This is a genomic window from Clostridium sp. YIM B02506 (assembly GCF_022324845.1).
In the GTDB taxonomy this organism is placed as follows: domain Bacteria; phylum Bacillota; class Clostridia; order Clostridiales; family Clostridiaceae; genus Clostridium_T; species Clostridium_T intestinale.
Genome location: NZ_JAKGTG010000043.1, coordinates 1 through 13,651, shown reverse-complemented (window position 1 = coordinate 13,651; position 13,651 = coordinate 1). Strand labels below are relative to the sequence as shown.

17 protein-coding genes are annotated in these 13,651 nt (G+C 27.8%); 11 read left to right on the top strand and 6 right to left on the bottom strand.

Translation table 11 applies throughout. The features are described 5' to 3' along the window. Positions 1-8: 8 nt before the first annotated feature. From L1S49_RS21340 to L1S49_RS21310, 7 genes are all read left to right on the top strand, one after another. Positions 9-1,058 carry an ADP-ribosylglycohydrolase family protein gene (locus L1S49_RS21340; RefSeq protein WP_238907336.1) on the top strand — a complete coding sequence of 350 codons (1,050 nt, stop codon included), beginning with the start codon at positions 9-11 and terminating at the stop codon, positions 1,056-1,058. A 71-nt stretch (positions 1,059-1,129) separates the two neighbouring features. Beyond that, on the top strand, positions 1,130-2,395 hold the full coding sequence (locus L1S49_RS21335) for an Nramp family divalent metal transporter (protein WP_073022306.1): 1,266 nt from the start codon (positions 1,130-1,132) through the stop codon (positions 2,393-2,395). 147 nt (positions 2,396-2,542) lie between these two features. After that, complete coding sequence (locus L1S49_RS21330; protein ID WP_238907335.1) at positions 2,543-2,917, top strand: GntR family transcriptional regulator; 375 nt, start codon at positions 2,543-2,545, stop codon at positions 2,915-2,917. Between the two features lie 3 nt (positions 2,918-2,920). Continuing rightward, positions 2,921-3,793 (top strand): ABC transporter ATP-binding protein, encoded by an 873-nt coding sequence (locus L1S49_RS21325; RefSeq protein WP_238907334.1) that lies wholly within the window; start codon positions 2,921-2,923, stop codon positions 3,791-3,793. Next, positions 3,780-4,430, top strand: a complete 651-nt coding sequence (locus tag L1S49_RS21320) for an ABC-2 transporter permease (RefSeq protein WP_238907333.1) — start codon at positions 3,780-3,782, stop codon at positions 4,428-4,430. Before L1S49_RS21325 ends, L1S49_RS21320 begins: the two co-directional genes overlap by 14 nt. A 144-nt stretch (positions 4,431-4,574) precedes the next feature. Then, positions 4,575-5,363, top strand: a complete 789-nt coding sequence (locus L1S49_RS21315; protein WP_238907332.1) for a Cof-type HAD-IIB family hydrolase — start codon at positions 4,575-4,577, stop codon at positions 5,361-5,363. Between the two features lie 122 nt (positions 5,364-5,485). Beyond that, entirely contained in the window at positions 5,486-5,926 is a 441-nt protein-coding gene (locus L1S49_RS21310) for a hypothetical protein (protein ID WP_238907331.1), read from the top strand. Positions 5,927-5,976: 50 nt separating this feature from the next. Here the strand turns inward: L1S49_RS21310 and L1S49_RS21305 are convergent, their stop codons facing one another. Further along, a complete protein-coding gene (locus L1S49_RS21305) occupies positions 5,977-6,564 on the bottom strand; it encodes a flavin reductase family protein (protein ID WP_238907330.1) in 588 nt (195 codons plus the stop codon). Between the two features lie 85 nt (positions 6,565-6,649). On the opposite strand from L1S49_RS21305, the gene L1S49_RS21300 reads away from it, so the two are divergent. Next, positions 6,650-6,988 carry an arsenate reductase family protein gene (locus tag L1S49_RS21300; protein WP_238907329.1) on the top strand — a complete coding sequence of 113 codons (339 nt, stop codon included), beginning with the start codon at positions 6,650-6,652 and terminating at the stop codon, positions 6,986-6,988. Positions 6,989-7,010: 22 nt separating this feature from the next. Here L1S49_RS21300 and ispF read toward each other — a convergent pair whose 3' ends face one another. Both ispF and L1S49_RS21290 read right to left on the bottom strand, forming a co-directional pair. Then, positions 7,011-7,487: a 2-C-methyl-D-erythritol 2,4-cyclodiphosphate synthase gene (gene ispF / locus L1S49_RS21295; RefSeq protein ID WP_238907328.1), complete on the bottom strand. Its 477-nt coding sequence runs from the start codon at positions 7,485-7,487 to the stop codon at positions 7,011-7,013. 71 nt (positions 7,488-7,558) lie between these two features. After that, positions 7,559-7,729, bottom strand: a complete 171-nt coding sequence (locus L1S49_RS21290) for a hypothetical protein (protein ID WP_238907327.1) — start codon at positions 7,727-7,729, stop codon at positions 7,559-7,561. A gap of 165 nt (positions 7,730-7,894) precedes the next feature. On the opposite strand from L1S49_RS21290, the gene L1S49_RS21285 reads away from it, so the two are divergent. Genes L1S49_RS21285 through rluF form a run of 3 tightly spaced genes read left to right on the top strand, consistent with a single transcriptional unit; the run spans position 7,895 to position 10,309 of the window. Continuing rightward, positions 7,895-8,467, top strand: coding sequence for a class D sortase (locus L1S49_RS21285; protein WP_238907326.1), 573 nt, complete (start codon positions 7,895-7,897; stop codon positions 8,465-8,467). A gap of 29 nt (positions 8,468-8,496) precedes the next feature. Further along, on the top strand, positions 8,497-9,549 hold the full coding sequence (locus L1S49_RS21280; RefSeq protein WP_238907325.1) for an anti-sigma factor domain-containing protein: 1,053 nt from the start codon (positions 8,497-8,499) through the stop codon (positions 9,547-9,549). Beyond that, positions 9,497-10,309 carry a 23S rRNA pseudouridine(2604) synthase RluF gene (gene rluF, locus L1S49_RS21275; RefSeq protein WP_238907324.1) on the top strand — a complete coding sequence of 271 codons (813 nt, stop codon included), beginning with the start codon at positions 9,497-9,499 and terminating at the stop codon, positions 10,307-10,309. Before L1S49_RS21280 ends, rluF begins: the two co-directional genes overlap by 53 nt. 21 nt (positions 10,310-10,330) lie before the next feature. On the opposite strand, the gene L1S49_RS21270 is transcribed toward rluF, so the two are convergent. The 3 genes from L1S49_RS21270 to L1S49_RS21260 all read right to left on the bottom strand — a co-directional run bounded on the left by L1S49_RS21270 (position 10,331) and on the right by L1S49_RS21260 (position 13,360). Beyond that, positions 10,331-11,611, bottom strand: coding sequence for an ectonucleotide pyrophosphatase/phosphodiesterase (locus tag L1S49_RS21270; protein WP_238907323.1), 1,281 nt, complete (start codon positions 11,609-11,611; stop codon positions 10,331-10,333). Positions 11,612-11,741: 130 nt separating this feature from the next. Further along, positions 11,742-12,665: a DUF4097 family beta strand repeat-containing protein gene (locus L1S49_RS21265; RefSeq protein ID WP_238907322.1), complete on the bottom strand. Its 924-nt coding sequence runs from the start codon at positions 12,663-12,665 to the stop codon at positions 11,742-11,744. 14 nt (positions 12,666-12,679) lie between these two features. Further along, entirely contained in the window at positions 12,680-13,360 is a 681-nt protein-coding gene (locus L1S49_RS21260) for a DUF1700 domain-containing protein (protein ID WP_238907321.1), read from the bottom strand. Positions 13,361-13,651: the final 291 nt, after the last annotated feature.

Sequence of the window (13,651 nt, the reverse complement as noted above, 5' to 3'; positions counted from 1 at the left end):
GATTATTTATGGGAAGAAGAGAGAAAGAGAATTATAGAGGGTGTCTACTAGGAGGAGCGATAGGAGATTCGCTAGGTTTTCAAGTTGAATTTATGACTATAGAAGAAATAAGAGAAGCTTACGGAGAAAATGGAGTTGAAAATTTAAAACTTGGAATGATGAAAAATGCTGAAATAAGTGATGATACTCAGATGTCATTATTTACAGCAGAAGGAGTACTACGTTCGAAAGTAAAAATGAACAAGGAAGATGAGGAAAATTTTGAAGAAATTCTTTATCATGCATACATAAGATGGCTATCAACTCAAGAAAGACTTCATAAAATAATGGATAAATATCTTGTAAACAGTTGGGTACTTAGGAGAGGGTGGTTTCATGCATTAAAGGAACCAGAAGAAACATGCTTAGAGGTATTAAGGGAAGAGAAAAGAGGAAGTATAGAGGATGCGGTAAATGATAGCAAATATTCAGGTGGAGTTGTTAGGGTAGCTCCAATAGGATTAAGCTATCCAAAGCAAGAAGCCTTTGATAAAGCGTGTAAGTGTGCGGCTATTACTCATGGACATCCATCTGGATATTTATCAGCGGGTGTTTTTGCATTTATAATTGCAGAAATTATAGAAGGAAGTGACTTGATTAGTGCTGTTGAAAATTCATTAAATGTTTTAAAGACATATAGTAGACATGAGGAATGTGAAAATATAATAATTAGAGCTTTAGAGCTAGCAAATTCTGATAAATCACCGATAGATTGTATTAATGAATTAGGTGAAGGTTGGTATGCAGAAGAAATTTTAGCAAGAGCTATATATGCATCTATAAAATATAGTGATAATTATAAGAAGGCAGTATTAATATCTGTAAATAATAGTGGAGATAGTGATAGTATAGCGTCTATAACAGGAAATATATTAGGTGCTTATTTGGGCGTTGATGCTATACCAAAAGAGTATCTAGAGAGTATAGAATTATATGATACAATAGTTTCTATTGCGGATGACTTATTAATAGGATATGAAGACAGTGAAAAATGGATAATAAAATACCCAGCACATTAAATAGTGTGCAATTAAATGAAAAATATATTATAATACTATTAGATAATAATAGATATTAATTAGGTGATTATATGGAGAAATTTATAAAGAAGATTAACTTATCGAAAGAAGGCCATGAACCAAAGTTAATGGCAAAAGATTTTATAAAGTATATAGGACCAGGACTTTTAGTAACCGTTGGATTTATAGACCCCGGTAACTGGGCATCCAATCTTGCAGCTGGTTCAGATTATGGATATAAATTATTGTGGATGGTAACTTTGTCTACAATTATGCTAATAGCACTACAACATAATGCAGCTCACTTAGGGATAGTAACAGGATTATGTATATCTGAAGCAATAACAAAATTTATAAAGCCAAAGGTAGCGAAGCCAATATTATGGTCTGCGGTTTTAGCTTCTATAGCTACAGCTATGGCAGAACTACTAGGGGCAGCTATAGCTTTAAATATGCTATTTAAAATACCTATTAAAATAGGTAGTATAATATCTCTTGTAGTAGTTTTATGGATGTTATATACAAGCTCTTATAAAAGATTGGAGAAAGTTATAATAGGATTTGTATCAGTAATAGGTTTAGCGTTTATAGTTGAGTTGTTTATGGTTAATGTAAATTGGCCATCAGCAGTGCAAGGATGGTTTACACCATCTTTTCCTGAAAATTCAATGCCTATAATTATGAGTGTTTTAGGTGCTGTAGTTATGCCACATAATCTATTTCTACATTCAGAAATAATACAAAGTAGGCAATGGAATCTAAAAGATAAAGATGTTATGGAAAAACAACTAAAATATGAGTTCTTAGACACTTTAGTATCTATGACAATAGGATGGGCAATAAACAGTGCAATGATTTTAGTTGCAGTTGTATTTTTTACAAATAATATTAAGATTAGTGAGTTAAGTGAAGCGCACCTAATGCTCCAACCTCTTTTAGGGAACTGGGCATCTTTAATATTTGCTATTGCATTGCTTTTTGCAGGAATATCATCAAGTGTAACAGCTGGAATGGCAGGAGGTAGCATTTTTGCTGGGATGTTCAATGAACCTTATGATATGGAAGATAGACATACTAAGATAGGGGTGTCTATAACTTTAGTTATTGCAGCAATAATAATATTTTTTATTTCAAATCCATTTAAAGGATTGGTTTACTCTCAAATGTTATTAAGTATACAATTACCATGGACAGTGTTTACTCAAGTTTACCTAACTTCTTCAAAAAAAGTTATGGGAGAATATAAAAATAAAGGTCTTGAAAGCATATTCTTATGGGTTGTAGGAATAATAGTTGGTATTTTAAATATAATGCTTCTAGTTAGTTCAATATTCTAAATTATAGTTAAGTGAAATTAAATAATTTTTAGTCAAAAGAATCTCTATTTTTGAGATTCTTTTTTTGTTGACACTATCGTATATACTGTATATAATGTATATATACAGTATATACGATATATACAGAAGCGAAAAGAGGTGAAGCCTTTGAATATAATTATATCAAACAGTTCTAATTTACCTATATATCAACAAATAATGAATCAAATTAAGGATTCTATTTTAAGAGGAGAGGTTAGTTCTGGTGAAGCTGTTCCATCTATAAGAGAACTAGCTAGAGAGCTACGGATAAGTGTTATAACAACTAAACGCGCTTATGATGATTTGGAAAAGGAAGGATTTTTAACCTCTGTTGCTGGAAAAGGATTTTTTGTTACTTCTCAAAATAAGGAAATTCTAAAAGAAACAAAACTTAGAACAGTAGAAGAAAAACTTATGGATGCTATTAATACAGCTAATATGTTAGGAATAACTAAAAAGGAGCTTGAAGAAATATTTCAATTATTAATTAAGGAGGAATAGTAAATGAGTTATGTATTAGAGATAAATAACTTAAGGAAAACTTATAAAGGTTTTTCTTTGAAAGATATTAATATAAAGCTGGAACAAGGTTATATAACTGGTTTTATAGGAGCTAATGGTGCAGGTAAATCTACAACTATAAAATCAATATTGAATTTAATAAACAGGGATTCAGGGGACGTAAAAATATTTAATAAAGATAATAAAACTAATGATAAGGAACTTAAAAATAAGATTGGTGTAGTCTTAGATGAAGGATATTTTTATGAAGAATTAACACTAAAAGAGATGAAAAATATAATCGCTCCTATGTATTCTAACTGGGATGAGAATCAATTTAATAATTATATTAGAAGATTTAATCTTCCTTTAGATAGAAAGATATCTAAATTATCAAAGGGAATGAGAATGAAATACTCTATAGCTATAGCACTATCACATAATGCAGAACTTTTTATAATGGATGAACCTACATCAGGTTTGGACCCTATAGTAAGAGAGGAGCTTTTAGAGATATTATCAGATATTATTCAAGAGGAGAATAAAACTATATTTTTTTCAACTCATATAACCTCTGATTTAGATAAGATAGCAGATTATTTAATAATTATAAATGATGGTAAAATTCTGTTACAAGGAGTAAAAGATGAAATAATAGAGGGGCATAGATTAGTAAAAGGAGATAAAAATCTATTAACTCTGGAAAATAGAAAAGATTTTGTAGCCATTAAAGAAAACTCTTATGGTTTTGAAGCATTAACGAAAGAAGCAAATAAACTATCCAGAACCTACGGAGATAAATTAGTTATGGAAAAGCCTAATATTGAAGAGCTTATGCTTTATTATATAAGGAGTGATAAAAATGGGAATTATTAATTTGATGAAAAAGGATTTATTGGTATGTAAAAAATATTATATATTTTCTATTATATATATAGTTACTTTTGGAGTTATATTTAATGAATTTGGAATGTTATTATTTATCATGTGTGCTGTTGGAATAAATTATTTGATTAGCAATACAAGTATGGCTTTTGATGATAAATATAAAGCAGATATAATGATGAATATACTACCTGTTTCTAGAAAGGATATAGTTTTAGTTAAATATTTAAATGCTTTAGTAAATGTTGTTTATGTTTTAGTGTTATATTATTTAGCAGTTTTTATAACATCGTTTAGCCCAATATTTGGGGTTGAAATAGTACCTATAGATTTAAAGACTTTTTTAATGTGCATGTTAATTATATGTATATATAATAGCATAGAGATACCGTTATATTACAAAATTGGATATCAGAAAACTAGATTTTTTGGATTCATTGTATTTTTTGCTTTTTTTGGAGTAGCAAGTCTTGTAGTAAATAATATAAACATAAATCAAAAATTGATTAACTTTATGAGTAATTCTAATGATGTAATAAAGTGGATACTGTTATTTTTAATAACTATTCTTATTTCATATATATCATATATAATATCAACTAATATATATAGAAAAAAGGATTTCTGATATATAGACAAAATACCAATTAAATCGTTAACATATCTGTTATTTTATCATTATCTAATGTTAATAGTAGTTAACCAACGTTGTACAACTATACTATTTAATATAGACTTTTATTATAATAGTAAATGTAGTAGGGGGTAACGGATGAAGATATTAGCAAGTGATTTAGATGGAACGTTATTTAGAGAACAGGAAATAGCCAAAAATGATATATCAGCTCTAAAGAAATTAAAGGATAATGGTCACAAATTTATTATTTCCACAGGTAGAAACTTGCGTGGAGTAAAGGAAATTTTTAAAGATTATAAGGATGTAGATGCGGATTATTTGGTACTTTGTAATGGAGCTTTAGTATTGGATGGTAATTTGGAAGTTGTATACAATAAAAGAATAGATTCGGTTACAGCAACAAATCTAATTAAAGATTTTATTGATGATGAAAATATTTGTTTTGTTTTAGATAATGGAATAGATACATGTTTAATTAAGGACAAGTATATTCGTGAACAAGAATTTAATTTAGAATCATTTGCTACAAAGATATTTAGTAAAGATGAAATTATTAATTTAGATACTGATTATCAAATAATTAGTTTGTATCCTAGAAGTAAATCCATCGAGGAATCAGAAGAGATTAAGAAGAAAATACTTGATAAATATGGAGATAATGTAGAAGTATTTAGAAATCAATATTATTTAGATGTGGTACCAAAAGGTTGTTCTAAAGGAAGAGGTCTTAAAAAAGTTATTGATGGAAAAGAATTAAAAGTTGATAATTTATATACAATAGGAGATTCCTTTAATGATATATCAATGTTTGAGATAACTAATAATAGCTATACATTTAATTATGCAGAAGAAAAAATAAAAGAAATAGCTAAAAATCATGTTAATCATGTCCATGAATGCATTGATGAGATATTAGGAGCTTAATATAAAAGATTGTCTTTTAACACTAAGGCAATCTTTTTATAAAAATGTATTTGTGAATATTTTAATTTGGTGCTAATGTTATAATTAAGAAGATAAAAAATTAAGATGTTAGGAGGAAAGTGATGTTTTTACATGAATTAAATAAAGAAGAGTCTATAGCATTTGTAAATCTAGTTAAAGAGTTTGCTAATATAGATGAAATATTTGCAAATGAAGAAAAAAATTTAATAGATGATTATATTAAAGAACTTTCTTTAGAAGAGTGTAATGTTTATAAACTTACCCTCGAAGAGATAGAAAAAACTTTAAGAGATTCAAGTGATAGGGTTAAAAAGATAATTTATTTTGAATTAGTTGGACTAGCTCTTGTAGATGGAGAATATGAACATAAAGAAAAGGTATTTTTAAATAATCTTGTGTATTCATTTAATATAGGATTAGCAAGAAGACTTGAATTTATGGATTTCTTTAGGCATGTAAAAAGCATTTATGACTTCACTGTAGTAGACTATAATAATAAAATTGAATTATTAAAAGAACATGCTGAGAAAATTTTGGCTTAAAATAAGATGCTGTAGTTGTTATATAAAATCTGTTTACTACAGCATCTTTTTTATTTTTTCTTTTTCTTAACTTTCTTTTTTGCAACTGAAAAACCAAAAGACCCTAAGGATTTTTTAGGTAATGGATAATATTCTCCATGACAATAAGATATTAAATTAGCTTCCTCAAAATGAATTTTCCCTTTTTCATCAATAAGTGATTCATCTACATGAGAACCAAGGACATCTGCAATAAACACATCATGAGTACCAAGAGACATGATTTCTCTAACTCTACACTCAATATTTACAGGACAATCCTTTATGTATGGGACATTTATGTTAGTAGACTCAACTAAATTAAAATTCATTTCTTTAATTTTATCCACAGTTTTACCTGATTTAACACCACAATAATCCACGGCTTTAACCATAGAAGCGGTTGGGAGATTAACTACAAACTCCATAGTTTCTTTAATATATTCATAAGACAATCTTTCAGGTCTTACAGAGATTGAAAGTACTGGGGGTTTTGTGCATAAAGTTCCAGTCCAGCCTACAGTAAATACATTTTCGTCTCCGTTTTTATTTCTAGAAGTGATTAGTACCACTGGTACTGGATTTAATATAACACTACCTTTAAAACTCCTTTTATCCATGAATGACCTCCTAATATAACTATTTACGGCTCATAATTATAGCATTAGAATATTAATATAACAAGTTAATTATAAGGAGAAAAAAATGAATATACAAATCTTCGGAACTAAAAAATGTTTTGACACTAAAAAAGCAGAGAGGTATTTTAAAGAAAGGAAGATAAAATATCAATTTATTGATCTAACTGAAAAAGCTATAAGTAAGGGTGAACTACAAAGTATAAGAAAGTCACTAACACTAAATGCTTTAATTAATATAAAATCTAAAGAATACGAAAAATCAAATCTGAAAAATATTAGAGGCGATGAGGTTAAAGAAGAAATATTGTTAAAGAATCCTAAGCTATTTGTAACTCCTGTTGTTAGGAATGGGAAAGAAGCTACAGTAGGATATGAACCTGAAGTTTGGAAACAATGGGAATAAAAAATAGATAGAAATAAAATTTCTATCTATTTTTTATTATTGAACATATGCTATGTGAAGAAATTCCTTCACCTTTTCCAGTGAAACCTAGTCCTTCTTCTGTTGTAGCTTTAATATTTAAATCCTCAATGGATATATTTAAAGCTTCAGCAATATTATCTATCATACTAGGTATATATGGAGAAAGTTTAGGTTTTTGTGCTATTATTGTTGAATCAATATTATTAATAATGTATCCCTTTTCATTCAAAAGTTTACCTACATACTTAAGTAATTCTATTGATGATGCACCTTTATATCTTTCATCAGTATCAGGAAAATGTCTTCCTATATCACCTAGAGCGGCAGCACCTAATAATGAATCCATGATTGCATGAATCAATACATCGGCATCAGAATGACCTAATAATCCTTTTTCAAAAGGGATATGAACTCCCCCTAATATAAGTTTTCTATTTTCTACTAATGCATGAACATCATATCCAAGTCCAACTCTCATTTTATCACCTCAAATTTTTATTATATTTTAGCATAAGCTAAGACATAATTTAAGAGGATAAAAGAAATTAATTAGAGAATCTTTTTAAATGGATAAACAACGTTATCATAGGAATCCTTACTATTAGACGATGTAAAGATTTTCTTAATCCTATAAAAAAATTTTTTAAATAGCATTAACTTGTTAGAGGCAGCGGGTTGTTGATGTTTTGTAAAATCTACATAAATAACTTTGCCGTTCATATTAATCACCTCTTAATACAAAATCTTATATTTATATTATACCAAATTTAGCATAAACATATTAGGCATTTGTAAAAGTTTTTATGAATAATTAAGTAATAAAAAAATTTAGATACTATGCTATAATATAGTATATGAATATGTATAGAACAATGGGAGGAATTTATGAAAAATAAAATAAGAAATATAGTAGGTGTAATTTTAATACTAGTAGGCGTTATAATTATTGCTTGGGTAGGAAATGAAAAATATATCGCTTACAAAGAACAGCAAAAATTGAAGTTAGCCTTTGATGAAGTTTTAAATCAATCTTATGAAGAAGGTACAAGTGTAACGAATGAAAGTGGTAGTAGTGAAGTGACTATTCCTCCTATGGGACTTTTAAAAATACCTAAAATAAATGTGGAAACGGCTGTTGTAGAAGGTGTAGAATTATCAACACTAAGATATGCAATAGGACATTTTCCGGAAACAGCAAAAGCAGGGGAGAAGGGAAACTTTGCTTTGGCAGCACACAATGATAGATTTTTTAAAGACGTTGATGAATTAGTAAAAGGTGATGAAATAATAATAAAGACAAAAGAAAATGAGTATGTCTATGAGGTTAATGATAGTTTTATAGTAGAGCCAGAACAAGTATCTGTATTAGATGCCACAAAGGATAGTACTATAACACTTGTGACTTGTACACCTGGAGGTAAAAAAAGACTTATAATTAAAGGTGTATTAAAAGTATAGGCTAAATTAAGGTATATGGAGTTGATAGTATGGATGCTTTAATAACAAAGCTTAGGTATAGATTTTTTAATGGAAGTAAAATTAGGATGGTTAATCCTGATGAGGATAAAATAAGAGGTAAGGAAGTATTCTTATTTATTAGGGAGTTAGCATTATATAAAGTTAAATTAAGTAGATTGGTTAATAGTAACCAAAAGGAAGCGAGTAAAAATCTTTGTTTAAATATAGCGTATTATATTATTGAGAGCCCTGATACTTATGATTTACTTAGAAAAAAAAGGGAGTTACCTATAGGTAATATATGCAGAGAAACAGGAGTCTCAAGAACATTTGTTGAGCTATGGGGAGATTTTATAATAGCTTATACTTTAATATTAGCAAATCCTAATTATAGATTTATTCAAGAATACATAAATATAGTTGAGTATGATAAACAAGGAATAGTACAAGCTGAAGGTGATAAAAAGTTACATAAAGGGATAATACTTAGAAAAGAAAGAAAAAACTCAATTATATTAACATGTGATGGGAGTTTTATAAAGATAAAAACAAATGAAAGTGTTAAACTAGGTGAAGAAAAAGAAGGTAATGAAAGTAAAAGCATAAAGCATTATAGAAAACAGATAGCAATCATATTAACAATTATAATTGCTTTGTCTGGAGTGCTTTATTATAAATATAATAAGATTACATCTATAATAATTATTAATACTACATCATTAATCAAAGTTGAAATTAACTCTTTTAATAAGGTAGTATATAGCTATTCCCCTACAGAAAAAGGGTCTGACCTCTTAGATGAAGCAAAGGTTGAGAATACTGATTTAGATGATGCGCTAAAAAAGATATTAGCATTAGCCTATGAAAAAAAGATGCTTGTAAATAATTCAGTAACAATTTTTGTAAATCAGCAAGCAATTTCTTATGATAGCATAAAAGAAACTGAAAAGTACTTAATAGAAAAAAATATTGATACTTCAATAAATAATGTTGGATATGAACATAAGGTTAGGAAGGATAAAGACGATCATGAATCTGAGAAAAGCGAAGAGCAACAAAAAACTAGCACAGAGAAAAAGTGATAGTAATGTAAACTCAAATAATATAATAAAACATAGTGAAAAAAGTGAAGACATTAGAATAAATAAATACATATCAGATTCAGGATTTACATCAAGAAGAGAAGCTGACAAATTAATAGAACAAGGAAAAGTTTTTATAGATGGAGTTAAAGCAACTACGGGAACTAAAGTGAAAAAGGGACAGCAGGTTAAGGTTAATAACATATTAATAGGAGAAAACCTAAAAAAAGTCTACATAGCATTAAATAAACCAGTAGGTATTACTTGTACAACTGAATCAAAAATCAAAGGAAATATTGTGGACTTTGTAGGTCATAAAGAAAGAATATTCCCTATAGGTAGATTGGATAAGGATTCACAAGGATTGATTTTTCTAACTAATGATGGAGATATAGTAAATAAGATATTAAGAGCAGGAAACAACCATGAAAAAGAGTATATTGTTACTGTAGATAAGCCTATTAACAAAGAGTTTATAGCTAGAATGGGTTCTGGAATAAAGATACTAGGAACTATTACGAAAAAATGTTTTGTACAAAAAGAAAGTGACTATGTATTTAGAATAATACTTACTCAGGGATTAAATAGGCAGATAAGACGAATGTGTGAGGCTTTAGGCTATAAAGTTAAGAAATTAGAAAGAATAAGAATAATGAATGTGGATTTAAAAGATTTAAAAATAGGTCAGTGGAGATATTTGTCTGATGAAGAATTAAAAGAGATAAACAATCTGATATCTGGTTCAATAAAATCTATATAAGATAAGGCTGGTTTCCCAGCCTTATTTATTTTTAAATATATCGTAAAGAATAGTTCCATCAGCTTCAGGAAGAGAGCCTCCTAAAATGTGAGCTAAAGTTGGTCCTTCAGATGTAAGATGCATAGGACCTATGGGATGATTTTTCTTTATAGAAGGTCCTTTTAACATAAAAACAGTTTGGTAATCTTTGATTTTTGGATCATAACCATGAGTGGCCTTGTGGTATTTATCGCTAACTGCCTCAATAACATCTCCATCAATATTATTTATAAAATAGTAACCTCTCTTAGCCTCTAGCATAAAATCACAATGATTATCTGCACCACGTAAGGAAGCTTCTTCTTCAGAAAGTATAGTTTCTATACAGTTATTATTTTCAGAAGAGAACTTCTTTAATAAATTAAATACAAAATCCTTTTTTAATTTGTTTTTAATATAAATATAAGCAGAACCATCACAATAGTTGCAATAAGCGATGTAATCTTCTATTAAACCTTTGTCATTTACACATATAAGTGAATTGTCTATAAATAACTTGTTAAGCTTTATTACATAATCCGCATCTAAAAAGCTATGGTCTCCTAAGACCACTAAAGTAGTCTCATCATACATATTAAGCTTCTCTAGAGAACTTATAATTCTACCTAACCTATTATCATGCCTTTTCAAAGCATCATAAGCCTCTTTAGATGAATAACCGTAATTATGGCGATTAGTATCTAGATCAGTAAAATGAACCATCATAAAATCAGTTTTTCTGCTTTCAAGCAGATATAAAAAAGATTCAAGCACAAAATCATCAAGATTAGGTTGCTTAAGTCCATCTCTTATATGTCCAAACTTGTTATTAATATCAAATTGAAAATATTTGCTCCCATTTAATAAAGAAACCAGTATCTGATTTTGCCAAGGTCTAGTTGGAAAAACTTCAGGTACATTATAATCAATATCAGCCTTTCCAGTAACTGGCCACAAAAAAGTAGAGGTTTTCATTCCTTTTTCTTTTGCAACTTCGTATAAAGTTTTACCTTTTATATATTTCCTTTGCCAGTACCAATCTGAATTGGTTGGAAATTTAGGCTGAACCAAGATATTATTTATTATTCCATGATTAATAGGATTTTTACCAGTAGAAATGGTTGTGTGTGCTGGATAAGTTAATGATGGATAAACAGACTCCACATCATTAGAATAAGAACCTTCATTTATGATTCTTGAGAAGCTCGGAAAACCTTTCATTAATTCAAAATCTTTTTTATCTATTGCATCAAAGGAAATTATAATCATATATTTTGATTGCATAAAATCACTCCTAGAATATATTTACATATATAATTATATCAAATATATTCCAATTTTTTTATTAAAATCATTTTAAATTTTTAAAAAAATAACCACTCAAAATTAACATAAATATTTTGAGTGGTTATTTTTATTTTTTATTTATAGATAAATCACCAGAAGTAGAGTTAAATCTAATTTTTGAATTAGAGTTGTTATTTGATCCAAATTCATTAGATATAGATCCACTTAAAGTTTCAGTAGTTAATGCAAAAGATGCGCTAGAAGGAATTGTTAAGTTTGTATATCCTGAAACAGTAGAAAATTTATAATCATTATTAAAGCTATTAAAATCTACATTTATATCTCCAGAAACTGTTTTACAATTTATATTTCCAGAAAAGTTTTGAGCATATACACTACCAGATATATTTTCAATAGTAGATGTTTCAGTAGTTACATTATTAAAAGAAATATTGCCTGAAGTAGAACTGGAATTAATACTTTTTGTATTAATATTCATTAATTCCAAATCACCTGAAATAGTTTTAATATCTATAGAATTAAAAGTATTATTATTAATATTGATATAAGAAGATGTAGAGGATATATTTAAGTTCTTATTGTAGTTATTTGGTATAAAAACTTTAATAGACATATCTCCTGAATTAAATAAATTAGAAAGTAGATTTATACTATTAGAAAATGAAAAAGTTACTTGATTTCCTGAAATAGTTTTTTCAAGCTTAAAGTCTTGAATAGAATTATTAGTACTTACATTTCCAATAGCACTTACTGAAACCTCGTTTTTATCCCAAGTTTCAATAGTTATATTCCCTGTAACGAAATTTAAGTTTACTGAATCTATCCCATCTAAAGAATTTGATTCAGTTGAATCTACACCATAGGTATAAGTGTTTCTATTAAAAAATGAATTTATGTTTATATTTAATTTACTTAAATCATTAAAGCTTATATTTGATGAGAGTAAACTAATAATTACGCCTGTATAACTTATTATACATATGATTATTAAAATTATAGAAAAGCTAAATAAGCTAAGTTTTTTCTTCATAGATAAGTCACCTCCTAATTAAACAAATTTTTCATGAATGCAAAAAACTTCTTTGTAAGATACCATAAAAATTTAAAAATTTGAATTATTATTATAAAAGATAGAATTGTAAGAGAAATATTCCCTATTAAAAAGAATACAGTAGATGCCATAGGAATTTGATCTAGAACACTTCCAAGCATATCCTTTAAGTGACCAGTATTTAATAGTTTTGCAAAAAATAATAGAACACTACTAAAGGTTAAAGCTAATGAAAATATAATTCCAGAAAATAAGGCTGCAATTGTTGCAAAAACAGCACCTATTATTCCAGGAGAAAGAATTAAAACTACAATAATAAGAAAAATAGTCAATAAAATTGATTTATCAGATTTTTTATTTCTTACAGATTCATAATTATTGTAAGAATTATTAGTATAGTTTTTATAATCACTATCTGGCTCCTTTATTTCAGATTTAAAACTTGGAGTATATTCAACCTCATTCTCCTCAGGCGTATTATGAGAGTTTCCATTATATTTTTCGATTATTTCATAGGGACTGCCTAACTCTTGTATTATTTCATGATCACTTTTTCCACTTGAAATCCCTATATCGAAATGTTCTTCATACTGAGAAATTATATCGTCTCTTTGCTCTTTAGGCATTTGTATAAGACCATTTGTTAATATATTTATAAATTCACTTTTTATCAAATTCGTTCCCTCCTTTTTGTTTATCGTATATCTGAATTGTATGATTTTAATAAGTGGAATTCAAGACGTTTAGACTTACATTAAGGAAATCTTAAGAAGGCAATAAGAATTATTAAAGAAGTACATAAAATAATAAGTTTAAAAAAATGAATATTTTTTGTTGACATCGATTTAAAGAGATGTTATTATGAATAAGTCGCCAAGTGGTGACGATGTTATTTGAAAATTAAACAGAGGAAACTTAAGAAGTTTTGAATAAACTTATTTTATAGTCAACGTAATTCTTAGAGT